Genomic DNA, 26,385 nt, shown 5'->3' on the forward strand with positions numbered 1-26,385 from the left:
ATAGTTTGTATTTTTAAAACGAAAAGCGCTACTTTCTGATGTTAAAGTTATATAAAGACGAGGTTTTCCATCGGATGTACCCCAGCTTATCACATTGATCAGCCACGGCCTGACTGATGAAATCAGGAACATCATTTACAATCTTCCACCTGATGTTATACTTGCTATTGTAACTCATGTAAACTACTATATCCTGCATCAGGGGTTCAACAGATTCCAGTTCCTTCAGGTGCACCTTTTGTAATTCTGCAGCAAGACGCTTCAACCTTTCATTCATTACGGTGGACAGCGGAGCAGCTAGGGAAACGTCAGTTTCTGTAATTGCGAGTACGGTAACGGTCATATCTATCTGGGTGTAATACTACAAATATTAGCAAATATAAAAATTCTAATTGAGTATTATCCTTCAGAACGATAAAAAACAGAGTTTAATGACACTGCTCAGCTATTTTCAAGAGATAAAAATCGCTTAAAAACTACGAAAAACACCTCCACATCAGGCATTAAATACCTGACAATGAACGTACAAAATCATGTGCCTTGTGCTGCACGGGGATTCCTTTCTGAGCCATATTTTTCATAGTCTTACTTTTTGGTGAGACTTTCACGTAACCATTTGAATCTGAGTACGCATACTCAGAAATTTTCTTTAAGAGTTTGATATCGAGCATTTTCATAGAGCTAAAGATACAAACTTCGATTTAATCATTCCCAAAATGTTTAAAAAAAATATCTGTTTTTTCCATATTTCCGAAGAAATAACCATTACCAAGAAGTGTCCTAAAACTGAACGTCACTGTGCAGCTCAGTGTGCAGACCAAAAAATAGAATAGTATAAATTTTGATATTTTCAAATCTTTTAAAAAAAATAAAAAAACATTCAAAAAACCTCTTAAAACGCTTTAAATGGCAACTAAGGCATAATAACGCTCCTAATATTTGTAAAAAAATGTTAAATAATTATAATTTCTATATTATTTTCAGTAAACAAATCCTATTTTTTTCTCGAACTGGTACACAAATTGTAAGTATTTTGTTGAACAGATTTAAACAATCCATCAACAAATTTCATCTACCTATGAAAAACATCACCTTCAATTATCAGATTTATGACCACAAGTCATCTCTGCAAAATTTCGCCATGAATTTCACAAAAAATGTTGAAGACGCTAATGATTTGGTGCAGGATACGATGTTAAAAGCCATCCGTTATTCCGCCCTTTATCAAAAAGGTACGAATTTGCGCGGTTGGCTGTTTACCATCATGAGAAACACTTTCATCAATAACTACAGAAGGATGTCCAAAAGACAGTCGGTCATTACCACGACTGAAGACCTATCCTCCTATCAGCTGACCAGCAGTGCCTCCAACAATCAGGGAGAAAATAAGATGATGATGGAAGATATTCAAAAAGCACTGGAAAAACTGCAGCCTGAATATTACACGCCATTTATTAAATATTTTGAAGGATATAAATACCATGAGATTGCAGACAAGCTGGGCATTCCAATTGGAACAGTAAAAACACGCATCCATGTGGCACGCCAGGTACTCAAAGGAAATTTAAAAATGTACAGCGAGGAATTTAAAAGGACCAGCAGATACGCATAAGACACCATACATCATCTACCTAGAAGGCAATTGTTATGAACGACATTGCCTTTTTTCATTTTAAGCCCATCATGAGACAGCCTGTTCATCCGATCAGAAATAATAAATCCATTTATAGTGCCCTGGCGGCCAACCTGCTGATTGCCATTACCAAATTTATCGCAGGGGCTTTCAGCAACAGTTCTTCTATGATCTCTGAAGGCATCCACTCCCTTGTAGATACCATCAACCAGGTGCTTCTGCTTTACGGATTGAAAAGAAGCCGCAGACCCGCGGATGCCGGTCGCCCTTTTGGATACGGTAAGGAACTCTATTTCTGGTCCTTTATTGTGGCCATCATGATCTTTGGACTTGGCGGCGGAATCTCCATCTACCAGGGTATCGATCATATCATCGAACCTGAACCACTCGGAGATCCTACATGGAACTACGTTGTCATCGGACTTTCCATTCTCTTTGAAAGCTCTTCCTTATATATTGCCATCAAAGAATTCAATGCGCTTCGCAATGGACTAGGATGGTGGAAGGCGATTGTCAAAAGTAAAGACCCTTCCAGCTTTCTAGTTCTGTTTGAAGACAGCGCGGCCGTTATGGGTCTGCTGATCGTATTGGTCTTCATGATCATCGGGCACCATTACCAGCTGCCGTTTATGGATGGCGTAGCCTCAGTCTGTGTGGGCCTATTATTAGTGTTGGTTTCAGCAATACTGGCCCGCGAAAGCCGCAGTCTGCTCATGGGTGAAGGGATCGCCCCTGAGACTCAACAAAAAATTACCTCCATCATCACCGGGCATCCCGCTGTCGAGAAAGTGCTTCATATCATGTCTACCTATCAATCTCCTCAGGATGTCTTATTGATGGCCATCGTTGTTTTTAAAAGCGAAATGAATACAGCAGCAATTACGGATGCCATCACCGTCATCAAAAAAGACATCGAGGCCAGCTTCCCCCTGGTACATTACATCATCATCCAGCCCTCTGCAGATCAATAAAAACAGGGAAATAAAAAAATGACAATAAAGTCTATAATATTAGTAGACTTTATTATATTTGTATCGGAGGCACCGAACAATGATGCCTTCAATTCTATAGTCATGTGGCCGAGTGGTGAGGTGAGGGTCTGCAAAACCCATAACGGCGGTTCGAATCCGTCCATGACGTCAAGTAACAGAAAAGAGGCTTTTGCCTCTTTTTTATTACTACATCCTATCGTCACATTAGCTTTATTTACAGATTGCTAAGTTCATCAATGGGGAATTTCTGTTGGTCTGTATATCCAAGGACAAATCACTCATCAATCGTCAAACAGACGCAAAAATATCTGCTGGGTACGCGTGCGAAATCTGAATGGCAGCCAAATTGCGTAATAACAATTACATACAGACTGATGAAGAACGATAACGAAAAGGACAGATCGCTGGCTGCAGAGCGTTTTATGTCCCTGCAAACCAGCAGGGAAGAAGAGTTAAAAGAGATTGTAACGTTTGCCTCAGTGCTCTGTGGAACGCCTATTGCCCTGATTACGATGGTTGGCGAAGACACGCAACATTTCAGGATCAGCTTTGGTACCTCTCTTGAAGAAACACCAAGGGCACACGCTTTTTGTGACCACACGATACAACAGGATGGAGTTATGATGATTTCCGACACAGGAAAAGATGATAGGTTCGTAGAAAATCCACTTCGTAAAGGGGAAATAAATGTACAATTTTATGCAGGCGCCCCTTTAAAAACGAAAGACGGATTAAATGTTGGCAGTCTTTGTGTAATTGGACACCAGCCCCAGATCCTGGAACCACAGCAACAGCAGATGCTGAGTATCCTCGCCAAACAGGTAGTCAGTATATTTGAATTGGAATACAGCATGAAGCTGCTACAGGAGCAATACCAACAGGCAAGGGAGAATGCGCTGAAGCTACAGACATTTTCCGAAAGTTCCGGCGCATGCCAGCTGTTGCTCGATAGGAACCTGAACATTATCCACTTCAACAAACCACTGTCGGACTTCATGACCGACATACATGGTATGAAGATGACAAGCGGTGCGCCCATTGAAAATTACCTCGGGCCGGATTTCAAATCTGAGTTCCTGGAAAATGTAAAAAGGGCGGGTCTCGGTGAGCACATCAAAAATGAAAACCAATTGCAGCACAATGACCTGAAAATCTGGTGGCAGTTCAATTACGCGCCCGTTTATAACACGGACCATGAAATTGTTGCCATAGCCTACAGCGCCTGGAATATATCAGAACTTAAGAATTCACAGGAAGAAATCATCAAAAGAGAACAGGCACTGCAAACCATTGCCTACATGCAGTCACATGAATTACGCAAACCTGTTTCTTCGATTATGGGACTAATGAGTATCTTTAAGGCCAATCAGTACCTGGCCAGCAAAGAGGAACTCATGATGCTTGAACGCGCGGTTGATGAACTGGAGGAGAAGATACAAGACATGATCACGCACGTTAACATTTAAACATGAAATTCAGTGAAAGGTGGAGCATTCCGCCAGTTCTGGCTGTTCTATTGGCCATCATCAGCGTACAAGGTGGCGCAGCAATTGCTAAAGGACTGTTTCCCATATTGGGTCCCACTACTACCGCTACTTTACGCATTGGCTTGTCAGCCATCATCCTCCTGGCTGCCTACCGTCCTGACTTCAGAAAAATCAGCAAGGTGCAATGGCAGGCTGTGATTCCTTACGGACTCACCCTGGGCGCCATGAACATCATCTTTTACATGGCCATCAAACGCGTCCCTTTGGGTCTGGGTGTAGCACTTGAGTTTGTCGGCCCCCTCCTATTGGCCATATATGGATCAAGAAGAGCAATAGATTATTTCTGGGTACTACTTGCAGCAGGTGGCATTGCCCTCATCAGCCCATGGTCTGCCAATGGTGTGGATTTGCTCGGCGTACTACTTGCGCTTACTGCCGGTGGATTCTGGGCAGCATATATTGTCCTGGGTGGAAGAATCTCAAAACTGATGCCCGATGGGCAGGCCGTAGCTGTAGGAATGGTTTTCGCCACAATGCTGGTGTTACCCTTTGGGATCAGCAGCGGCGGATTTCCTAAAGTCACCCCTCAGTTGTTCCTTGCAGGAGCAGCATTGGCACTGTTGTCGAGCGCCATCCCATTTACCCTGGAAATGAGTGCGCTACGTCGAATTCCCATGCGTACCTTCAGCATATTGATGAGCATGGAACCTGCAGCAGCAGCGATCTGCGGCATCATCTTTCTCAAAGAACACCTGAACTTCTTTGAATATACAGCCATCGTCATGATCATCATTGCCAGTGCAGGATCTGCAATGAGCGCGAAAAGCAGTAAGCTACACGCTACAGATTAAACAAGGATTTTGGTACTGGTACCAAGGAAGCTGGCAAGCTCCTCCTGTTCTTCCTGTTCCAGCTCGACAACGCCAGCAATGATGTGGAACAGCTGATCGCGCCCGGAGGAATTCAGCAATACCGAGATCAATCCAAATAAAGTCTTTTTCTGATCAATACTGAGTCCGCTAAACAATTTGGGCTGGATCTCATAGATCACCTTCAGGGTCTCAATAAAATCCACTCTTTTTGGATCGTCAGGATTGCTGTATTTGGGCAGCAGACCGTCAGACTCAAACTTGTCAATCAGCCTGCTGGAAAATTCTTTCAGGAAAGGTTTCCTCCTCGACCGCAGCAGCGCATTCACCTGCTTGATCAGAAATTTATATTCGGGTGCAGATTTCGTGCGACTGTACAATTTTACCTGCCGCTCATGCTCCGTACTACTGAAATCAAATTCTTCAAAAAACTCGCTTTCAATAAATACACTATGGTAATATTCATCCGCTTTTTTATTCAGGGTGGTGTAATCCTTGTGCACCTCCTCCCCTTTCCTATTGATGAAATAGTTCTTGGACAGTTCCTTATGCACAGATTCTTTCCATTGGATAAATTTTACCTTAAACAGCGTCTGGCTCTCGGGATAACGAAACTCAATCTGATCATCATAATCAAGGATATTATCCTCATATGATAATGGTGTACCATTGATCACTATTGAGAACCCCCTGTTTTTATTGAGCTCCAGGAACCAGCAGAACTCCGCTTGCAGATAGGGAATGATGACCTGCTCCAGGTCTTCTTTAGAAATCTTAATATTGGAAAAAGAAACCGTTGTCCCTGTTTTTGTAATGCCCATGTTCTCCTCCAGCAGTCTGGAATCATAGTCGTTCAGCAAACCACCGGAAACCTTGATGCTTCCATTTTTAAAAACTCCGTTGTCTTCATAAGTCGTATTCCACTCCGCATCATAAGCAAATGTAAAAAACGTAAGCCTACCCACACCATTTTTGCCATGCATGGTCGACTTGTGACGGTGTACCCTTTGTTCTATGGCCTTCTCCGATTCGTAAAATGGATTAAACTTGTCCTTCAGCAGGGAAAAATTAATGCCATAACCATTGTCCGACACACTCAGGCTTTCCAACGTACCCAGCTCATTATGCGCGTAATCAATATGGATGGTATCTGCCCTGGCATCAAAGCCGTTCCATATATATTCCGCAAGTGACTGTTGTTCATTGTATAAGCGAAGCACCTTCTTGATGCCTGTAGAAGTAATGTTGACCTGATTTGACATAGTTAAGTGGTATAATGATAAAGTTAATGATTTTTCATTTCTGTTTGTCGAATAAATCGGCCAGTTGATCGATTTCTTTCCACAACTGGTATAAAGAAGCAGAATCACTTGCAACGTTCTTACATATACCGCGTCTTATCAACAAAACGAATAAAAACTTATCACTTAAATCATAGAAAGAAATGAAAACTGCTATCAAAAAATTAATCGCATCAACCTTTGTCGCTGCTGCCATTCTAACCACCACAGCAGGCAGCTTTGCCCAAAGCAAAATCAAAATGGAAAAAGGCCCCCTTCAGCCATTCAACAAAGTAATCGTCACCGGCAACGCCAATGTAGTTTTGGTACAGTCGGAAAAAGAAAACATCAGGATCCACGACTATTCCGACAGGGAGCAGATCAAGATCAGCCAGAAAGGTTACAATCTTTACATTGATAGTAAAAACAACGATCCGGCGGTAATTTATGTATATGTAAAAGACCTGCACAGAATTGATGCCTCCAGCAATGCAAAAGTAAAAACTCAGGGTAACTTCAACCTGAATGTACTTCAGATCTTTTTGCAGGACAATGCCAAAGCCGATGTCAATGCCAACGTAGCCAGCCTATACACCAACATGAAAAACAAATCTAACCTGAAACTGGCAGGCTCATCAAAACATCATACTTTAATCAAAACAGATGTCATCAAATTGAAAATGTCTGATTTCGCAGCCTTAAAAACCGACAGCACCACAGTTGCAGAAACACAAAATATTGCTGCCATCACTTCGGTGAGTAAATAGCCGTTCTCTCCCTCAATGCCATTAAACAGCCTGTATTCTAGCGAATGCAGGCTTTATTTTTATCTACGCTGTTATTTTATCATTGCCGTCCTTAGAGCAGGTCATTGGCCAGGTTAGCCAGTTCACTTCGCTCTCCCTTATCCAGCGTAATGTGTGCATACAATGGATGTTTCCTGGCATTTTCAATCAGGTAAGAAAGTCCGTTACTCTCCGCATCCAGATAAGGTGTATCAATCTGATAGATATCTCCTGCAAAAATAATCTTGGTATCCTCTCCTGCCCTGGAAATGATTGTTTTGATTTCATGGGGTGTCAGGTTCTGCGCCTCATCTACAATAAAGAAAATCTTGGTCAGTGTTCTTCCCCTGATGTACGCCAATGGGGCAATGACGATCTTCTCCTTACTCACAAATTCATCAATGCGCGCCTGCATCCTCGTATCTTCTGCATATTGTTCTTTAAGGAACTTCAGGTTGTCCCAGATGGGAGCCATATAAGGGTCAATCTTCGACTTAATGTCGCCGGGAAGGTAACCTATGTCCTTATTGCTGAGGGCCACAATCGGGCGTGTCACATAAATCTGACGGTAGTCCTTACGCTGTTCAAGCGCCGTAGCAATCGCCAGCAACGTTTTACCGGTTCCCGCCTTCCCCTGAATGGTGATTAGTTTTACGGAAGGATTCATGAGTGCTGCGATCGCCATCGCCTGCTCCTGGTTTCTGGGTGCGATGTTAAAAACTTTCTGAGCGGAGACTACCGATAAACTGTTTAGTTCCTGATCGTAATATGCAGTGAGCATCTTGCGGCCCGATTTCAGCACGTAAAAATGATTCGCATCTTTCACGGGTAGGTCAAAAGCCTTGGCATCCAATTGCTGTCCCGCCCTCAGTTGCTCAAAAAGTGGCACCGGAACTTTCAGCACGATGCTCTTCCCGGTGTAGAGGTCATCTACATTTTTAACCTTTCCCGTTTCATAATCTTCCGCATACAGGTCAAGCGCCTTAGCCTTTAACCTCAGGCAGATGTCTTTGGATACCAGCACTATCTTTTTCTTTGGAAATTCTTCTTTGAGGCTCAGCGCCGCATTGAGGATGCGGTGGTCAAATTTATCGCGACCGAAGATCCTTTCAGCGTCCGCTAGATTGGGTTTGTGGTCCATCACTACCTTGAACTTACCCTGCTTCTGCCCCTTTAGGGAAATCCACTTGTTGAGCATTTGCGTCGATGAAGCCTCGTCCATCAGGCGTATGAAACTGCGGGCCTCGGCATTGCGGGTTTCATTTCCGTTTTTCATGTTGTCCAATTCCTCCAGCACCTGGATAGGAATGGCCACATCATGTTCCTGAAAGTTGTTGAAGGCATTGTGATCGTAAAGGATCACAGAGGTATCGAGCACAAAGATCTTTAGGGATTTACTCATAGCACTTAAAAATAGCAATTTTTATGTATCCCGACAATGCCTGTTTCTCATTCCGGCGTATATCAGTTTAGCGGTCCAGCCAATGTTTGAACAGCGCGGCTTTTTCGCGACTGATCAGGATCTCCACCTCAGGATGTTTGTGCAACACCACCTTCAGCTTGCCATTAAAAAAATTATGGATGTCCCTGATGCTATGGACACTGATGATGTGCTGTCTGTTGGCCCTAAAAAAAACACCCGGATCCAGCTGCTCTTCGAGCTCATCCATGGTCTGCGACACTGTATATACCGTATCATTTGTCAATACCAGATGTGTAACTTTAAATTCCGAATAGATATATTGAATGTCATCTACATGAACCGTCCGATAGCCGTCGGGCACCTGGATCAGAAACCTGTTCCTATAAACAGGTTCCTGCTTTTTGATGATTTCCACGAGGTTGGCAATCATAGGGTCTGCCTGATGCTGATTTCCTGAAATCTGTCTCAGCTTCGACAACGCAGCTTCCAGTTCCGGTTTGTGCACCGGCTTCAGGAGGTAGTCAATACTGTTTACCTTAAAGGCACGGATGGCATATTCATCATAGGCCGTGGTAAAGATGACCGGCGCCGTAATGGTGCAGGCCGAAAAGATCTCGAAGCAAAGTCCGTCTGCAAGACGCACATCCATCAGGATCAGGTCGGGCTCGTCATAGTGTTTAAACCAGTCTATGCTATCGGCCACGCTCTCCAGTATGCCAGCAATGACCACGTCGGGACAAATCTCCCTGACCATCGACTGCAGCCTGTTTGCGTTATGTATCTCGTCTTCAATAATCAATATCTTCATGTGCTCATTTATAGGTTCATTAGCGGCAGTTTCACAACAAACAGCTGATGCTGCTCGGTAATTTCCGGCAGGCGGTCCGACAGCAGGCGATACCTGCTTTCAATATTCTTGAGTCCCGTGCAGGTAGAAGGGATGTTGTAATTCAGGCGCTGCAGAGAATTCATAATCAGCAAGTTGCCTTCCTCATCCTGAGTAATCTTTATGGTCAGTGGTTTGGACCGCGAGGCCGTATTGTGTTTTATTGCATTTTCTATCAGCAGCTGTAAAGTAATGGGTGGAATTCCTTTCCGGAAAGTATCATCCTTCAGTGACAACTCCATCTTCACATTCTCACCAAGCCTGATCTTGATCAGGTAGAAGTAGGCTTTTGCAAAATGGATCTCCTCCTCTACAGAAATCACATTTTTATGCACGTTGATGATCATGTAACGGTACACCCTGGATAGGTTCTCCAGAAAATGCTGAGCAGCATTCTGATCTTCGGCAATCAGGGCGGAAAGCGTACTGAAGTTGTTGAACATAAAATGAGGGTCCAGCTGCATCTTCAGCGACTGCAATTCTGCTTCCAGTGCAATCTGCTTCAGCTCTGCTGCACGCAGGCTCAGATTGGAGGTTTCCAGCATTGCCGCCTTCCATTGTTCCAAAAAAAAATTACCCGTATAAATCAGACTGATCAATACGGAAAGAATGACACTCACCACGAATTGCTGCCTCAACGCGATTGCATTGAGCTCACTAAACTTAGGACCATCAAAAAGCAGCAGTGTAGTGTTCATATAAACATACAGAAACAACACTGTGGCAAGGATCTGTATACTAAACTGGAGCAAGAACCTTTGCGCAGGGAAAGATACCCAGGGCACTTTTTTATCCAGCGCACGTGCGATAGACAAGCTGATCTCCGTAAGCAGGAAACAGAATACCAGCACAAATATCCACTCTTTAACAATGTGTGAAACATCCCTGTTGAAGAAACTTGCCCAGGAACGATATGGATCGATCATGAAAGCCAGCAGATAAAAACTGATAAATACCGCAGATACGATAATCACTCTGAAATACTTATAGAAATCTTTTGGGTTTTTGGTAAACATATTGTTTATAACTGCTTTTTGACAAGAATATGATTTATATTTAGAATTCTAAACGCAAACTTTACCGAATAGACAAAAACACAAGCTAAAACGGATAATATGCACACTCAACATCTTCGTTTCCTTTAAACAAATCTTAGGAAAACCCCTTCATTTGGGTGACGGTTTAGTGCGCTTCAGTCTTTATTATATTGTGTTCGGTCACTTTCTCCATATCAACCAAAACAAATTAGTTATTTTTACCTTATTCAAATTTCAATTTTGCAATTATTTATGAATTTCAATAAAATAACGAATACGCTCCTTGCCGTGGGTCTCATACTCATTCCTGGACATATTCTAGCTCAAACAGACAGTGCCAATGTCACTTTGTCGAACGCGACCCTCCCGGAGGTCATACGTTATGCCCTAAAAAACAAACCAGGTGTCAAACAAGCAATCATTGATCAGGAGATCGGTGAACGTGACATCAAGTCGGCCCTTTCCGGTTGGCTGCCCCAAATCAATGCTGACGGAACATTCAACCACAACCTGAAACAACAGGTGCAGGCATTGACTACCAACGGAGAAACATCTTTCATCACATTTGGTACAAAAAACACCTCTTCTTTATTGTTGCAGGCAGATCAGCAGTTTCTGAATGCAGGTCTGATCCAGGCGTCTAAATCTGCCAGATACTACAGGCAACAATACAAACAGGCCACTGAAAATACGGAGATCACTACAGTAGTAGATGTGAGTAAAGCATTTTATGACATCCTCACCAGTCAGGAGCAACTGAAAATCACTACCGAGAACATCGCACGTCTGCAGAAACAGCTGAACGATGCCAAAGCACAATACGGTGTAGGTCTGGTCGACAAGACGGATTTTCAAAGGGCACAGATCAGTCTGAGCAATTCGCTGGCCGACAAGAAAAGGACGCAGGAGCTGTTGAAGTACAAATATGCATACCTGAAGTCCATCATCGGTTATCAGGCAGACAAAGACCTGAGTCTGACCTTCAACGGACAAGCGATGGAAACGGAAGTTCTAATTGATACCAATCAGGTACTGAACCATCAGAACAGGATTGAGTTCAGACAACTTGAAACCCAAAGACAATTGCAGTCGATTACTACGAACTATAATAAGCTGGCTTATATGCCTAACCTATCTGGATTCATCAACTACAACTGGAACTACCAAAACAATGACTTCAGCAACCTCTACAACCAATCTTACCCAAGCTCGGTTGTTGGTTTGAAGCTCAACATCCCTATTTTCCTCGGAACAAAGAGGATCCAGGAAATTCGTAAGTCACAGTTGCTGGAAAAAAGAATCGACCTGGACCTGGAGAACACCAAAAATCAGATCAACTCTCAGTATGAGCAGGCAATGGCAACGTATAAAGCAGGACTGAACGACTGGAGAACAGCGAATGAAAACGTAAACCTTTCAAAATCTGTATACAATACCATCAAACTACAATACGATGAAGGCATAAAATCTTACCTGGACCTGATGACTGCAGAGACAGATCTGAGGACCTCACAACTGAATTATCTCAATGCATTATACAGTTTGCTATCTGCTAAACTGGATGTACAACAAGCTTTAGGAACTATCACCGTAAATCAATAACCATAAAAATGAACAACATCAATTACATAAAATCAGGCCTCGTTATCATCAGCGCTTTAACCCTGGCATCCTGTGGTGGCGACAAATCCGCTCAGCAACAAGCAGGACCTCCTCCTGCCACACCAGTATCTACTTATACAGTAGCTACAGAGGCGGTGACCATAGTTGACACTTACCCAGGGGTAGTAGTCGCTTTAAACGAAGTAGAATTAAGACCGCAGGTGAGCGGTTACGTAACTGCAATCTTCATTAAAGATGGTCAGCGTGTGACGAAAGGACAGAAATTGTATGAAATCGATCGCACAAAATACCTGGCGGCCTACAATGCATCCAAAGCCAACGTCGCTGTAGCAAAAGCAAACCGTGATAAGTTCAAAAAAGATGCAGATAGATATACCAAACTTGCTGAGCAGGATGCGGTTGCCAAGCAACGTGTAGACTATGCTGCAACAGACCTTGCCAATGCAGAATCCCAGCTGGCAGCAGCGCAGGCTGAACTTGCATCAGCAGCGTCAGACCTGCAGCGTGCAGTAGTGGTATCACCGCTAACGGGAACCATCGGTATCTCGCAGATCAGACTGGGTGCTTTTGTTACAACCGGCAGCAGCATCTTAAACGTGGTATCTACAAACGATCCTATCGCGGTAGACATCGCTGTAAATCAAGCTGACATTCCTCGTTTTGTAGCCTTGCAGAAAGATCCTGCGGCATTGAAAGATTCTACTTTCAGCGTACAGCTTCAGGATGGATCTATGTATAAAGCTGCAGGACGCATCACGTCAATTGACCGTGCTGTAGATCCTCAGACAGGAACGATCAAAGTGAGAATTTCTTACCCTAACCCGAACAGCAAGCTGTTCGCTGGTATGACGGTCAACCTGCAGGCAAAAAACAGATCTGAGGGTGAGCAAACGGTTATTCCTTTCAAAGCTGTTCAGGAACAACTTGGTGAGTTTACCGTTTACATTGTCGGCGACAGCAGTAAGGCGGAACCACGCATCGTTAAGCTCGGCAAACAGTTCGACTCGCGAGTTATCGTGAGCAATGGACTGAAACAAGGTGAAGTGATTGTTGTAGACGGCGCACAGAACGTAAAACCTGGTGCTGTAGTCAGCACTGCTCCTCCCGCACAGGCGGGCGCACAACAACCGGCAGCACAACCTAAGAAATAGTTTTTAAAAGAATTTCAGCTTTATGATTTCAGAAGTATTTATAAAACGACCGGTCACAGCCATCGTGATCTCCATCCTCATCGTACTCATCGGTACGATTGTGATCACGACGCTCCCGATCAGTCAGTATCCCAATATTGCACCCCCAACGGTAACCGTAAGTGGTACCTACACGGGTGCTGATGCCGAAACGGTGGAGCAGACGGTAACCACCCCTATCGAAAGTCAGATCAATGGTACACCAGGCATGAAATACCTTCAGTCAAACAGTACTTCGGATGGTCGTTCAGCGATCACCGTTACGTTCGACGTAGGTACCAATATTGACATCGCTGCCCTGGATGTACAAAACAGGGTGGGTATTGCCGAGCCAGCCTTACCGGAAGCGGTAAGACGTTTAGGGGTAACTACTAAAAAAGCAAACAACGACATCCTGATGGTGGTAGGTCTCTACTCACCAAACGGCACGTACGACCAGAAGTTCATCTCCAACTATGTCAACCTTTACGTAAAGGATGCCTTGCTGAGGATCCCTGGTGTGGGTGACGTGCAGGCTTTCGGACAACCTTTCAGTATGCGTGTATGGCTCGACGCCAACAAACTGGCCAGACTTGGCCTGACACCTGCTGATGTATCTACCGCCATTGCAGAACAAAACTCGCGTATTCCGGGTGGTACCGTTGGTGGTCCTCCACAGGCAAACAGCCAGACCTTTGAATTCTCAGTGGTGCTAGATGGGGACCTGAACACGGAAGAACAATTTCGTGACATCATCATCAAAAATGGTACTGACGGATCTCCGGTTTACCTGAGAGACGTTGCCAGAGTGGAGCTTGGAGAGTTCTCTTATGCAACAAGGTCTAAAATCAATGGTAAGGTATCTTCCATGATGGCCATCAACCAGACGCCGGGCGGTAACGCGGTACAAACGGCAGATGGTATCGAAAAAGCATTGAAAGAGCTGAAAGCCTCTTTCCCTAAAGATCTGGATTATGCCATCGGTTATGAAACTGTATCTATTGTAAAGGTATCTATCAGCGAGGTGATCCATACACTGGTAGAGGCGTTAATATTGGTAACTATTGTGGTATTCTTCTTCCTGCAAAGCTGGAGGGCTACCCTGATCCCTGTATTGGCGATCCCGGTATCCATCATTGGTACTTTCATCCTGTTCACCGTTCTTGGTTTCTCCATCAACGTACTGACAATGTTCGGTTTCGTACTGGCCATCGGTATTGTGGTGGATGATGCGATTGTGGTGGTGGAAGCGGTGCAGCATTATATGGACCATGACGGACTTTCTGCTCCCGATGCGACACGCAGGGCGATGAAAGACATCACAGCGCCGGTAATTGCGATCGCCCTGATCCTTGCAGCGGTATTTATCCCGGTAGGATTTATCCCCGGCATGGTGGGACAGCTCTATCAGCAGTTTGCCATTACCATTGCGGTTTCGGTATTGATCTCGGCCTTTATTGCCCTATCACTTACACCTGCTTTGTGCTCCCTGTTGCTGACGCCAATGAACCTGACGAAAGAATCGAGAGGTCTGAACAAGTTCTTCTACAAGTTCAACATCTGGTTTGCCAAAGTCACGCATAACTATTCAAATGGTGTGAAATGGTGTTTGAAAAAAGCACCTTTGGTGATGGTGATCCTGGTATGTCTTTATGTAGGTACCGTAGGTTTATTCGCTAAAAAACCAGGTGGATTTATCCCTAATGAGGATGCCGGTATCTTCCTAATGGGGGTTACCCTTCCTGAGGGTGCTTCTGCAGCCCGTACGGATGCTTTCATTAAAAGAGTAACAGAAACCATTCAGAAAAATAGTCCTGAGGTTAAAAACATCACTTCTATTGGCGGTATCAACATCCTGAACCGTTCCTTCAAATCCAACGCAGCTACATTCTTCGTGCAGCTTAAAGGATGGGATGAACGTGAAGGTGATGTGAATACGGTAATTGGAAGGGTAATGCAAACCTTCGCCGGTGATAAAGACGGTAGCGTTCTTGCCGTAGCACCGCCGCCGATCCCTGGTCTGGGTATCAGTGGAGGTTTCTCCCTGCAGATCCAGGAGAAACAAGCCGGAGACATCAAAACTTTCGAAGCCAACGTAGGTAAATTCCTGATGGCAGCAAATCAGCGCCCGGAAATCGCCATGGCGTATACCCTCTTCAACGCAAGGACACCAAACTATAAGGTGGAAGTGGACCGCGAGCAGGTGAAAAAAATGGGCCTTTCTATTGGTAATGTTTATAGTACCATTTCCACTTATCTTGGAAGTAGCTATGTCAATGACTTCACCAAATACGGACGTAACTTTAGGGTCGTTACACAGGCAGACACCAACTACCGTGCGAAGATTGAAAACCTGAGCCAGCTGTACGTTAGAAACGCAGCGGGAACATCAGTACCATTGAGCTCCGTATTGAAATACAAAATTGTCGAGAATGCCTCCATCATTAACCACTATAACCTTTTCAGGTCGATTGAAATCAGTGGTTCAGCCAAACCAGGATTCAGTTCCGGTGATGCACTGAATGCATTGGAAGAAGTGGCAAAACAAACCCTTCCGGCAAACTATACTTATAACTTCTCCGGACTAAGTTTGGAAGAGCGTGAGGCAGGAAGCAGTACCACCCTGATCTTCGCGCTGATCATCGTGTTCGTATTCCTGCTCCTTGCCGCATTATACGAAAGCTGGTCGGTACCATTCTCAATCCTGTTATCAGTACCATTGGGATTATTTGGTGCCATCCTGGCCCTGACCTTCCTGCCTAAGCTGGACAATAACATCTATGCACAGGTAGGTCTGATCACCCTCATCGGTTTGTCGGCAAAAAATGCGATCCTGATCGTAGAGTTCGCCAAGGAACGTGTAGATTGGGGCATGGAGCTGATTGCGGCAACCATTGAGGCAGTGAGACTAAGGTTACGCCCAATCGTGATGACCTCCCTGGCCTTCATCCTGGGTGTTATTCCATTGATCATCTCCCATGGCGCTGGTGCCGTATCCCGTATGACCATTGGCTGGACAGTAGCGGCAGGTATGCTTTCCGCAACACTGCTGGCGATCTTTATCGTTCCGGTTCTGTTTGTACTAATTACCAAACTTGCTTACGGTAAAAAGAAACTTGCTGAACTTCAGGCAAACTACAAACCTGAAGACCATGCAGATACTTTACATGCCGATGATGATGAGGACTTAGCGGCAAAACCTGCGCACTAATTAATCGTTAAATATTCAATTGAGCGCGTGTCCCCCCGGACACGCGCTTTTTTTATGCAACTATCCCTGTCTCCATAAGGTACCCTTTTACCCGCACCCCACCTGTTAACACAAACGATACTAGGCAGCAAGTGTGCAGCCCGTAGTTATCCCTATATCTAATCCACGACAAATCCACATATACTCCACGTCAAGTCCACGTTTTTCAAATAAAATATAGATTTGATGTTGTGTATATGTAAATCAAATTTGGATTTGATACCTATTTATATTTAACTTGCCATAAATTAATACACTCTTATTTATTGATAATAACATGGCACGAATAATAAACAAAAATATAATAGGCGCATTGGGGCCAGCGGTATTCAGTGTGCACCGGGGTACAAATACCCTAAGAGGTAAACCAGGGCCGATAAAACAAAGCGAGTCCACTAAAAAGGCAGCAAACCGATTTGGCGAAGCGAGCAAATTTGCCGGGCATATACGGAATCATCTCCAGTACAAGCTGAAATTTACGGCAGATGCCGACATGATCAACCGCCTGAACAGGCAAATGGGCGTCATTTTAAGGAGACACCTCGATCAAGATACCGGAAATTACGATTTCCATACCCGGACATTCAAGTCATTGAACGGCTTCGAATTCAACATGAAATCGCAGCTGAAGGAATTGTTGTGGACATTGCCCGAAACGAGACTGATGAATGGCAAATTGCGGGTAACGCTTCCGGAAATGGAAATCAAAAAAAACCTTCATTTTCCGGAAAATGCCAATTCCTGTACCGTATTTTTATCTGTACATTATGGATCTCTAAAAACTGAAGATGAGAAAATAGGCTCACATGAGATGAACCCGATCATGGAGATTTCAAGAGATCATAGCCACACCACCAAGCAGGAATGGACCTACGATATCCCTGAAGGATGTTATGTGATCACCTCTATCGCCCTACATTATCACGACAAGTGGGACCGCTACCAGCTGTCTGTGAACACCCCGGAGATGAGTCCGGCGATGATCTGTGACGTCAGTGTAAACCCGGGTAAATTTCCAGGCAGGCCGAACCGCGGTTGGGCACGTAAAAATTTCTCCTTCGCAGATGAAGAACCAGAAACGAGGGCAACAGAATCGGAAGGAAATGATGGCTCAGACATCGCAGGGAAATCTCATCAATCAGCTCAGGAAAACGCATCAGCTCCCCAGACATGCTGCATATATGAACCGTTAAGCTCAGGGAACCCATTTATTGACATAAGCCCGGAACAAATCCCGATACCTGATGTTACGATCCAGGTTACAGAGACGAGGCCGCAATATGCCATCAGTAAGTCGGAGAAAGAAAGTCAGGAGCAACCAGGCGCTGAGAAAGGCACTTCAGAACCGATAAAGAACCCTTTAGAAACGAATAAGGTGGTCAAATTCAAGACTAACCCCGACGAAAATATTCAGGGAGCTGAACTTGGTATCGCAGCCCCTTTCTCGCATCAAACTGGGACAAATATCAAAGGATTGACGTCAGATAAATCCCCCTCCGTTTACGAAATCAGTTTTAAAACTACCGACCAGCCAAGGAGAGAACCATCAGCATCAAAATCCAGCGACAATGCGGATTTTCATACGGACGATGATGGTTGATGATCGTTTTATGCGGAGAAAAAAACTTAATTTGCTTTGCAGACGTTCAAATATTTGTCCTTCGGGCAGAAGATTTGGGTCTGAAGGGAATTCCTATTTTTTTCAGCACCGAAACCTTCGAACGGGCCTTAAAAAGAAAACGGAGTCCTCTTCTAGCGAATTGGTTCTCCGTTTTCACCTTTTCATTGCCGTAGCACCGAAAAAGCATCAAATGAATTTTACTTTACCCTTCTCCGGAATCCTGGCTCTCGCAAACCCTGATCCTTTGATAACAATACCTTGATACATTTTTCCTTAGAATAACATACAGGCTATTGCGTCTGTTCCGGAATCAGCCGATACATCTCGCTTTTCAGCGTCTGTTGATCATTCACAATCCATTTCATTGCTGAATCTAATTGTGGCTTATCCTTCGAAACCTCCAGAATCTTTCTGCCCTGAGGCTAAGTGTTCTTTTTGGATGATTTCTTTCAAACTGTTAAAGTACTTCGTATTTGATAGATCTAATATACGACATATAACCATTTGATCCAAAGATATCTACATATTTTTTATTCACCTCTTTCCACACGTTATCAACAGGCTTCTAACATAGTTTTCCACAGTTACTGACAGCCTTAGCCACAGGGATCAATTACCATTGATCTTCGATTGCGGTAATCTTGGCCAGTCGTTTCACATGACGTGTTTCATTCGTGAAGCTGGCTTTGAGGAAGGAAAGTACAATTTCCTTTGCGAGGGCAGGTCCTACGACACGCTCGCCGAGACAAAGCACGTTTACATCATCATGTTCGACCGCCTGATGCGCAGAATAGGTATCATGACAAACACCTGCCCTGATGCCTTTAAATTTATTTGCGGCTATGCTTACCCCTACGGCACTGCCGCATACCAGGATGCCACGATCGCCTTTTCCTTCCTGGAGCGCCACTGCAACATCTTCAGCATGGTCCGGATAGTCGCTGGCCTCTTCATTAAATGCGCCCAGATCGAGCACTTCATACCCTTCGGTAGTCAGCAATTCACTAAACATCTGTTTATATCGATATCCTGCATGATCTGACCCTAGAATGACTTTCATAAGTTTTTTATTTATGTTTATTGATAAATTGTTCCCTAATTTAGCCAAAATCCGCGCAATGCCAGGGCAGAGCATCAGCTTAAAGACAAACATGACATTTGCTCCATTTTAGGAACAAGTGTGGTGAGTTTTACCACAGCCCACTGTAGCGTTCGCAGGAAGATACCCGTTTAATAGAATAAATCAACAACAATTAAGATATGAAGCTTTTTACAATTGCAAAAACACTAAAAAACAAACACTTACTAGCTATAACCGCCCTTTGTGCAGGCACGATCATGATGCAGTCTTGTGGAAAAACAGAGACGCCGGTACAAGAAGCCGCATCAGTTACCATCATTACCGCAATACCCACCCTGGGAACTAATAATGTTTATTTCGGATCAGCAAAGGCCAACACCAATGCACTGCCTTTTGGTGGCAGCATGCCCTATTTCACAGTTGCTACAGGTACGCAGACCGTTAAATTCACTACTGCCAGCAGTACAGAAAGCCTGATTAGTAAAGATGTATCATTTGAAAATAACACCGCCTACACACTAATCCTGACCGGTCGCAGCGCAAATCCGGAATTCCTGGTACAAAGTGATGCTGTGGTTGCCCCAGCAAACGGCAAAGCACTGCTGAGGTTCATTAACCTTTCACCTGACGCACCTTCACTGGACGTATTTGTAAAAGACGGAGCAAGTGTGATCACCGACAGAGCTTACAAAACATCCAGCAGTTACATCGAAGTAGATGCAAAAAAGTACATCTTTGAATTGAAAGAACATGGCAGTGGGACATCAAAAACTACCCTTGCAGAAACTACACTGACTGCAGGTAAAGCTTATACGGTGTTTGCAAAAGGATTGCTGAGCCCCACGGAAGCAGAACAACCCTTCTCAGGGCAGTTGATCAGCCACTAGTTCCAAAATCAATAATTCATCAAATCGATCATTCAGATGAACTGATTTAGTTAATCGACTTAGATCATTCAAAAAAACAGCGCGTTCAGAGATCCTGATTCGCGCTGTTTGGTTAGCGGCCCCTAACCGACCGTAACCTATGGTTGGTTTATTTGGTGTGTTTAATGCCTGCCGCGGCCATGGTCGCGCCCCCTGTCATTTCCACGGTCACGACCCCTATCGTGTCCTCTTTCATGATCACGACCGCGATCTCCACCTCTTCCCCAATCATTTCCTCGGCCTTTCCCCCCATTACGGTAGTCATCCCTGCGGTGATCCCTCACCTCATGTCTCACGCTTCCGCGGTGTCCATAACCAGGATGTCCTTTGACAACATAATACCTGGAATCGTTGCTATGTCTGATGACAGTTTGTGTCCTTACATTCCTGTAACGTCCGTACCTTGTCCTATCATTGTAGAAGTTGCGGTAGGGATCGCGCCCGTTCACCACTACCTTGTATCCGCTGTACAGATCATAATGTCTGTATCTCGAAGGCAGGCTGGAAGAAAAAATCCACCTGCTGCCGCTGAGGTATACAAACTGTCGGCGTGGGACATTGTAGTAACACTCTATATCGGGCATGTAATAATAGTCTACATAATCATATCCTACAGGGCCCCACAATGGCTGTGATCCGATGTTGATGCTCAAACTTACCTGGGCTGCCGCATGGTGCGGAATGATCCCAATCGCACCCAGCAGACTTAAGAATATTAATTTTTTCATGGTCGTATATATTAAAAGGTTTCATTTGTGTATTTCAAATCTCCATACCGAACATGAAAACAACATGAAATTTTCAAACTATTTTCAATAATTCAGGATTTCTTTTTTCTTTGCTTTTTTCATCTTAAATTCATGTTTAGTGTGGATCTTGGCAGGTAATTACCATAAAAATGTGGCACAGATACAGGCAAACTTTACCTATATTTACACAAATGAAAAGTAAAGCTGATTTCTTACGTTCATCAATTGCGATACTACTGGTTGCCCTGCTCCCACTGGGCGTTTATGCCCGTGACACCGCCGCCCATACTGGGCACGAATTCAGATACTCCTTTCAGGACAATAAAAAAAGGCAGGAAAAGAAAAAACCTGATGTCAAGGAAGTGCCCAAATCCAGAAAACAGAGTAAACCTGGAAAACCAGGCCGGGGCTGATCAGCAAAAGACCATCTATGAAAGTACTCATTGTTGAAGATGAAAAAACACTTGCATACGAAATGGAAGACTTCCTTAAGAAGGCCTTCTATGTGTGCGATCTAGCCCATACGATCAAAAGCGGACTGGAGAAAATAGGCGTCAACAGCTATGATTACATTCTGCTGGACCTGGGCCTGCCCGATGGCGATGGCCTGAGCCTGTTGCCTGCCGCAAAAAAACATAATCCTGATGCCGCCTATGTCATCCTTACCGCCCGTGGTAACCTGGAAGACCGCATTGCAGGTCTTGACCTGGGGGCGGACGACTACCTGGCAAAACCTTTTTCTTTGCTTGAGCTCCAATCCCGGATGCAGGCCATTGCGCGCCGCAAGTTCAACATTAAAGAAGAGCTGCTCAGATTAGGTGACTTCAGTATTGACCTTCAGAAAAGAGTCATCCACTGCGGCACCGAACAGATAGAACTGTCGAGAAAAGAATTTGACTTGTTCAGCTACCTCTTGCTGCACCAAAACCGGGTGCTGACGAGGATGCAGCTGAGTGAACACATCTGGGGCACCTTTGCGGATGACGATTACGATTCCAACTATATTGATGCACACATTAAGAATATCAGAAAGAAGCTGAATGTCCATGCCCCCACAGATTTCCTGGAGACCGTAAGGGGTGTCGGTTACAGAATAAAAAACTAACATGAAGTTATCCACCAAGCTCATCTCCTTCATTACCGGCTCCAAGCTCGCTGTGGTGTTACTGTTCATCATTTCATTGCCTTTCCTTGTGGATGGATTGGTATCGGAATACACGAACAACTCCCTTCGCAGACAGCAGGATAAGGTAATCCGGAACGTCAAAAAGAATGGGATACAGCACTACCTGCAGGGTGACGATAGCTATGGGAGTTATACCATGCTGAAGGAGGAGTACATCGCGCTGGAGCCTGCAAAATCTGACCTGCGCATAGACACCATCAAAACGGAACAGCGGGTGGTAGAACAGGACACGCTTACCTACAGGATCCTGATGCATACTTTTGTGGTAGACCAGAAAAGTTACCTGATGGAAATTGGCAAGACCATTGCCAGTATTAACCAGTACAATAAACCACTTCAGCGCATCGCCCTTTACGTGCTGATGTCACTGATCGTCTTCACTTTGATCATCGATCTGATTTTTACCCGTATCCTCATCCAGCCCCTGGGAAAGATCATCAGCACCAGGCTGGTGAACAGGAAGTTTCCTTTCCGCGACCATTCCCCGGCAGTTGCGACCTCAACACAGGATTTCAAATACCTGGATGAATCGCTGGTCTTACTAATGGAGCAGATCAATGACGCTTTCGAGAAAGAACGAGAGTTTACCGCCAATGCCTCTCATGAGCTGATGACGCCGATCAGCATCCTTCAGAATAAAATGGAAAATATGCTGAGTGACGAGCACCTGCCGGACCATATGGCCATGAAGATCGTGGAGATGATGAAAACATTGGGCCGCCTGAAGAAAATATCCAACTCTTTGTTGCTCATTTCGAGAATTGAGAATGAGCAGTTTGCGAAAAGTGCTACTGTAAACCTGAAAATACTGATCATCGAGGTAATGGAAGAGATCAGCCACAGGCTGACGGATAAAAACCTGCGTATTGACATTAACATCGACAGGGATACAAAATTGAAGCAGGTAAATCAGGACCTCCTCTTTCAGTTATTCTACAATCTGATCAATAACGCCATCAAATACAATAAGGAAAATGGCAGCATCAGCATCACAGATGAAATGCGGGGCAATGACTATCTCATCAACCTCCAGGACACCGGCATAGGCATTACTAAAGAAGAAGTACCGTTTATCTTTGACCGTTTCCGAAAAACAAACCTCAGGGAACAGGTTGGGTATGGACTTGGACTGGCCATTGTGAAGAGTATCGCCACCTATCACCATATAGACATAAAGGTCGTCTCCGCCTTACAGCAAGGGACAACCTTTACGCTTACGTTCAGAAATGTAATTTCTGCCCATCCGTAAAACCAGTATTTGAAATGTTTGCCACCTGAAGTCGGCCTTCAGGTAGCATCTCCATCAATTCTTACTGATCGATCCGGATAAACTCACCAGCTTTTGTAAATTTCAACTCCAGTCCGTTAGATAACTTAACCTCCTGATCATTTGTTTCCAGCTCCCATTCAATGATGTACTGATCCGGATAATTTGCCTGTACATAAGTCAGAATGGATACCGGAATTACACTGTCGGGAAGTTGCTTCAGGCTTTCGATGTTCTCAATCGCACCATTGACATCAAACTCCAGTTTTACGCCGTTGGATAGATATACTTCATATTCGTTTAAGGCGCCCTCACGATCTTTTTCTACCCTGGTAATGGTTGCATCTCCAAAATGTGTGTTGATATAAGTTTTCGCATTGGCATGCAGCTCATCCTGGCCGACGACCTTATCGTCGTCTTTTTTACAGCTGGAGATTGTCAGGATTAAGGTCATTGCCAATAAGATGTTTTTAATTGATTTCATAATTTGTGTTTTTAAATAATAAGTAATGTGATATAGATAGATTTTGAATACTCTCTAGATGCGTTTATTGACGCGTTTACCCTCCTGATCGAACACTGCATGTTCCTCATCAGTAAATGTTTTCAGGCAGAGTTTATAGTAGAAGCGTTGGGCGAGCTCAATTTTCTCCACCTCATCGACGCGATATCCGGCAAAGTACTTCTTTGCACCATTTCTCACCACTTCGGGTAGCTGATCCGTTCTGAGGTCCTGTTTATGCTTCACAATCGCACCACGGTTATTGATCCACAATTCGTGCTCCCTCCTGTTGATTTCGAATTCCGCATTGAAAAGTCCGTTCTCCATTTCCCACTCTACCTTCTCCGCTTTAGGAAAAGCTTTGTTCATAGAATTGATGACGATCGACGGAACATTTTTCGCTTTTAAATTCTGAGCATAGGCACCAGCGCTTGTCAAAAGGCATGCTGATAATATCAATTTATAAATCATGACTATTTGCTTTAATTGTTAATGACACAAAGAAAGCTGACAAATCTGAAAACAAACGGGAATAGTACAATCTGCTTGACATGCCTCGCAGTGGGTACTAATTCAAGCAGAAAGATTAGCTGATTTTTTTCAGGCAGCAAATTGTTCAGTCGATCATTCAGTCGACGTTGGATATTTTAGTTGGAAAACGGATGCTGAAGTTATGCTGGCCGTCATAGCGGTAACTTACTTTAAAATCATAGAGGTCGGCAACAGCTTTTACAATTGCAAGTCCTAGTCCGGTGCTGCTCTTCTGCTTACTTTCTTTTTGAAAACGCTTAAATATACGTTTGGCATCCAGTTCTTCAGCACCTCCAGTATTGCTAAAGGACAGGCTGGTTTTATCGATGCTGATTTCGATTGTTCCTCCGGCTTGGTTGTGTGTGATGGCATTTTTAAAGAGGTTGGAAAGCATGATCAATGCCAGATCCCTGTTCATATCCACTTTCAGGATATCCGTAGCGGTTACATTTACCTGCAGGGATTTCATCTCGGTAAAATCACTCAGGTCATATATGACCTGATCTACCAGGCTATTTATAGAAATAAGTGCCGTATCGCCATACTGCCGGTTTTCAATCTTGGAAAGCAGCAGCAGGCTTTTGTTCAATTTTGAGAATCGTTGGAGCGCATCGATCACACGGCCGATAGATTCCAGCTGATCATCAGAAAGACCTTCCGTTTCTGCCAGCAATTCCAGTCGGTTCATGCTGATGGCAATGGGCGTCTGCAGCTCATGTGCTGCATTTTCAATGAATTGCTTCTGACTATTATAAGTGACCACAGAGTGATCGATTAAGGCACTTACCACCTCATTGAGTTCGTTGAATTCCCTCACTTTGGTATGGGGTGTCTGGATGTGGTCATCCTGATCGAGCCGAAATGTTTTCAGTCGGTTGAGCAACTGGTAAAATGGTGTCCAGGCCTTCCTCAGCAGCAGATTATTGATCAGTAATACGCTGATCAGTATGACCACATACAGACCTATCATACTGTACAGCAGGTTCCGTACCAGATCGTCTTCCTCCACTGTTGAAGCCACCACCTTCATCTGATAATATTTACCATCCTGATCGAAAACTGTAGTCAACATCCGGAAGGGCTCGTAATCCTGTTCATTGAGCGTATACATCAGGGTATCCTGATACAGGTCTTTAAAGGTAATGCCTTTATGCTCCGGAATCTGAGTAATGTAATAGTTATGTTCGGAAAAACCAGATCTGGTAATGGTTCCCAGATCTTTGGCAACCCGCTGAATAACAAGCATCTTATTGTTCTCCAGTCCATCATCCAGACTATCGTGCACCTCATCAATCATGTTGAGGTAAAACAGTAGCGCCCAGATACTGATCACGAGCAATAATGCTATAGATAAATATTTGAGGGTATAATTGAGCAGGTTCATGTGGCAATCAGTTTATAACCTACGCCATACACCGCCTGGATCTCTATACGTGGCGCATGATCCTTCAGTTTCTTCCTTAGGTTCCTGATTTGAGAATACATGAACTCATAATCGTCGGCCTGATCCATGTAATCGCCCCACACCTGTTCCGCGAGGGCGGTTTTATTGACGAGGCGGCTACTGTTGACGGCCAGGTAAACGAGAATATCATATTCTTTTCTATTGAGCAGCAGCTCTTTCCCATCCACAGTCACTACCCGATCAGATAAATTGATATACATATCGGCCAGTTCCAGGGTTTGGTTACCATCCAATGATTTCCTGCGCAATACCGAATTGATGCGTGCATTGAGTTCAGCGATGTGAAAAGGCTTAACGAGGTAGTCGTCTGCCCCCATGTTCAGCCCGGTGATTTTATCTTCCAATGAATCTTTGGCAGAAATAATAATGACGTTATCAGATTTCCTCGCCGCTTTCAGTTCGGCAAGCACATCAAGGCCATTACCATCGGGCAGCATGATGTCCAGCAGAATGCAGTCATATTCAAAAGAAATAATTTTATGCATGGCTTCGGCATAACTGCCGGCAGTCTCGACAATGTATTTTTCTTTTTCCAGGGATTGCCGGATCACGTCCAACAGATCAGCTTCATCTTCTACCACCAATAGTTTCATAAATACAAATCTGACAAATAAAACTGAAAA

The 26,385-nt window shown here is 44.2% G+C and carries 24 protein-coding genes and 1 tRNA gene; 14 read left to right on the forward strand and 11 right to left on the reverse strand.

Annotation, left to right across the window (positions count from 1 at the left end):
* Positions 1–28: 28 nt before the first annotated feature.
* Complete coding sequence (locus tag PBAL39_RS09510; protein ID WP_008240732.1) at positions 29–343, reverse strand: hypothetical protein; 315 nt, start codon at positions 341–343, stop codon at positions 29–31.
* 735 nt (positions 344–1,078) lie between these two features.
* Between PBAL39_RS09510 and PBAL39_RS09515 the strand changes: the two genes are divergently transcribed.
* The 5 genes from PBAL39_RS09515 to PBAL39_RS09535 all read left to right on the forward strand — a co-directional run bounded on the left by PBAL39_RS09515 (position 1,079) and on the right by PBAL39_RS09535 (position 4,963).
* Positions 1,079–1,612 carry an RNA polymerase sigma factor gene (locus PBAL39_RS09515; RefSeq protein ID WP_008240735.1) on the forward strand — a complete coding sequence of 178 codons (534 nt, stop codon included), beginning with the start codon at positions 1,079–1,081 and terminating at the stop codon, positions 1,610–1,612.
* 35 nt (positions 1,613–1,647) lie between these two features.
* Positions 1,648–2,604 (forward strand): cation diffusion facilitator family transporter, encoded by a 957-nt coding sequence (locus PBAL39_RS09520; RefSeq protein ID WP_008240736.1) that lies wholly within the window; start codon positions 1,648–1,650, stop codon positions 2,602–2,604.
* A gap of 98 nt (positions 2,605–2,702) precedes the next feature.
* A tRNA-Cys gene (locus PBAL39_RS09525) sits at positions 2,703–2,773 on the forward strand.
* Between the two features lie 226 nt (positions 2,774–2,999).
* Positions 3,000–4,091: a GAF domain-containing protein gene (locus PBAL39_RS24610; protein WP_008240740.1), complete on the forward strand. Its 1,092-nt coding sequence runs from the start codon at positions 3,000–3,002 to the stop codon at positions 4,089–4,091.
* A gap of 2 nt (positions 4,092–4,093) precedes the next feature.
* Complete coding sequence (locus PBAL39_RS09535) at positions 4,094–4,963, forward strand: DMT family transporter (protein ID WP_008240742.1); 870 nt, start codon at positions 4,094–4,096, stop codon at positions 4,961–4,963.
* Here the strand turns inward: PBAL39_RS09535 and PBAL39_RS09540 are convergent.
* Positions 4,960–6,243: an ATP-binding protein gene (locus PBAL39_RS09540; protein WP_008240743.1), complete on the reverse strand. Its 1,284-nt coding sequence runs from the start codon at positions 6,241–6,243 to the stop codon at positions 4,960–4,962. The two genes, PBAL39_RS09535 and PBAL39_RS09540, sit on opposite strands and share 4 nt — an antisense overlap.
* A 182-nt stretch (positions 6,244–6,425) precedes the next feature.
* Here PBAL39_RS09540 and PBAL39_RS09550 point away from each other — a divergent pair, with 182 nt between their 5' ends.
* Positions 6,426–7,028: a GIN domain-containing protein gene (locus tag PBAL39_RS09550; RefSeq protein ID WP_008240744.1), complete on the forward strand. Its 603-nt coding sequence runs from the start codon at positions 6,426–6,428 to the stop codon at positions 7,026–7,028.
* Positions 7,029–7,119: 91 nt separating this feature from the next.
* Here PBAL39_RS09550 and PBAL39_RS09555 read toward each other — a convergent pair whose 3' ends face one another.
* From PBAL39_RS09555 to PBAL39_RS09565, 3 genes are all read right to left on the reverse strand, one after another.
* Positions 7,120–8,448, reverse strand: coding sequence for a PhoH family protein (locus PBAL39_RS09555; RefSeq protein ID WP_008240746.1), 1,329 nt, complete (start codon positions 8,446–8,448; stop codon positions 7,120–7,122).
* Positions 8,449–8,515: 67 nt separating this feature from the next.
* The gene (locus PBAL39_RS09560; protein WP_008240748.1) at positions 8,516–9,277 is read right to left on the reverse strand and encodes a LytTR family DNA-binding domain-containing protein; all 762 of its coding nucleotides are present in this window, start codon (positions 9,275–9,277) and stop codon (positions 8,516–8,518) included.
* An 8-nt stretch (positions 9,278–9,285) separates the two neighbouring features.
* Entirely contained in the window at positions 9,286–10,371 is a 1,086-nt protein-coding gene (locus tag PBAL39_RS09565) for a sensor histidine kinase (protein ID WP_008240750.1), read from the reverse strand.
* 273 nt (positions 10,372–10,644) lie between these two features.
* Between PBAL39_RS09565 and PBAL39_RS09570 the strand changes: the two genes are divergently transcribed.
* The 4 genes from PBAL39_RS09570 (at position 10,645) to PBAL39_RS09585 (ending at position 18,034) form a co-directional block, all read left to right on the forward strand.
* The gene (locus PBAL39_RS09570) at positions 10,645–11,994 is read left to right on the forward strand and encodes a TolC family protein (protein WP_008240752.1); all 1,350 of its coding nucleotides are present in this window, start codon (positions 10,645–10,647) and stop codon (positions 11,992–11,994) included.
* A gap of 8 nt (positions 11,995–12,002) precedes the next feature.
* Entirely contained in the window at positions 12,003–13,166 is a 1,164-nt protein-coding gene (locus tag PBAL39_RS09575; protein WP_008240754.1) for an efflux RND transporter periplasmic adaptor subunit, read from the forward strand.
* Positions 13,167–13,188: 22 nt separating this feature from the next.
* On the forward strand, positions 13,189–16,395 hold the full coding sequence (locus tag PBAL39_RS09580) for an efflux RND transporter permease subunit (RefSeq protein ID WP_008240756.1): 3,207 nt from the start codon (positions 13,189–13,191) through the stop codon (positions 16,393–16,395).
* 316 nt (positions 16,396–16,711) lie between these two features.
* Positions 16,712–18,034, forward strand: coding sequence for a hypothetical protein (locus PBAL39_RS09585; RefSeq protein WP_039866376.1), 1,323 nt, complete (start codon positions 16,712–16,714; stop codon positions 18,032–18,034).
* Between the two features lie 634 nt (positions 18,035–18,668).
* On the opposite strand, the gene rpiB is transcribed toward PBAL39_RS09585, so the two are convergent.
* Positions 18,669–19,115 (reverse strand): ribose 5-phosphate isomerase B, encoded by a 447-nt coding sequence (rpiB, locus tag PBAL39_RS09595; protein ID WP_039866402.1) that lies wholly within the window; start codon positions 19,113–19,115, stop codon positions 18,669–18,671.
* A gap of 200 nt (positions 19,116–19,315) precedes the next feature.
* Between rpiB and PBAL39_RS09600 the strand changes: the two genes are divergently transcribed.
* On the forward strand, positions 19,316–20,023 hold the full coding sequence (locus PBAL39_RS09600; protein ID WP_008240767.1) for a DUF4397 domain-containing protein: 708 nt from the start codon (positions 19,316–19,318) through the stop codon (positions 20,021–20,023).
* 161 nt (positions 20,024–20,184) lie between these two features.
* Here PBAL39_RS09600 and PBAL39_RS24615 read toward each other — a convergent pair whose 3' ends face one another.
* Positions 20,185–20,790 (reverse strand): hypothetical protein, encoded by a 606-nt coding sequence (locus PBAL39_RS24615; RefSeq protein ID WP_050784335.1) that lies wholly within the window; start codon positions 20,788–20,790, stop codon positions 20,185–20,187.
* Positions 20,791–21,002: 212 nt separating this feature from the next.
* Here PBAL39_RS24615 and PBAL39_RS09610 point away from each other — a divergent pair, with 212 nt between their 5' ends.
* Genes PBAL39_RS09610 through PBAL39_RS09620 form a run of 3 tightly spaced genes read left to right on the forward strand, consistent with a single transcriptional unit; the run spans position 21,003 to position 23,246 of the window.
* Positions 21,003–21,224 (forward strand): hypothetical protein, encoded by a 222-nt coding sequence (locus PBAL39_RS09610; RefSeq protein WP_008240769.1) that lies wholly within the window; start codon positions 21,003–21,005, stop codon positions 21,222–21,224.
* A 17-nt stretch (positions 21,225–21,241) separates the two neighbouring features.
* Positions 21,242–21,916, forward strand: a complete 675-nt coding sequence (locus PBAL39_RS09615) for a response regulator transcription factor (protein ID WP_008240771.1) — start codon at positions 21,242–21,244, stop codon at positions 21,914–21,916.
* A gap of 1 nt (position 21,917) precedes the next feature.
* A complete protein-coding gene (locus PBAL39_RS09620; RefSeq protein ID WP_008240774.1) occupies positions 21,918–23,246 on the forward strand; it encodes a cell wall metabolism sensor histidine kinase WalK in 1,329 nt (442 codons plus the stop codon).
* Between the two features lie 61 nt (positions 23,247–23,307).
* Here the strand turns inward: PBAL39_RS09620 and PBAL39_RS09625 are convergent, their stop codons facing one another.
* The 4 genes from PBAL39_RS09625 to PBAL39_RS09640 all read right to left on the reverse strand — a co-directional run bounded on the left by PBAL39_RS09625 (position 23,308) and on the right by PBAL39_RS09640 (position 26,355).
* On the reverse strand, positions 23,308–23,748 hold the full coding sequence (locus PBAL39_RS09625) for a PepSY-like domain-containing protein (RefSeq protein ID WP_008240776.1): 441 nt from the start codon (positions 23,746–23,748) through the stop codon (positions 23,308–23,310).
* A 54-nt stretch (positions 23,749–23,802) separates the two neighbouring features.
* Positions 23,803–24,237, reverse strand: a complete 435-nt coding sequence (locus PBAL39_RS09630) for a hypothetical protein (protein ID WP_008240779.1) — start codon at positions 24,235–24,237, stop codon at positions 23,803–23,805.
* Between the two features lie 157 nt (positions 24,238–24,394).
* Positions 24,395–25,681 carry a HAMP domain-containing sensor histidine kinase gene (locus tag PBAL39_RS09635; RefSeq protein WP_008240780.1) on the reverse strand — a complete coding sequence of 429 codons (1,287 nt, stop codon included), beginning with the start codon at positions 25,679–25,681 and terminating at the stop codon, positions 24,395–24,397.
* Complete coding sequence (locus tag PBAL39_RS09640) at positions 25,678–26,355, reverse strand: response regulator transcription factor (RefSeq protein ID WP_008240782.1); 678 nt, start codon at positions 26,353–26,355, stop codon at positions 25,678–25,680. The genes PBAL39_RS09635 and PBAL39_RS09640 overlap by 4 nt, the downstream gene beginning before the upstream one ends.
* Between the last annotated feature and the right edge of the window lie 30 nt (positions 26,356–26,385).

Origin of the sequence: Pedobacter sp. BAL39 (assembly GCF_000170795.1) — a bacterium.
GTDB lineage: Bacteria > Bacteroidota > Bacteroidia > Sphingobacteriales > Sphingobacteriaceae > Pedobacter.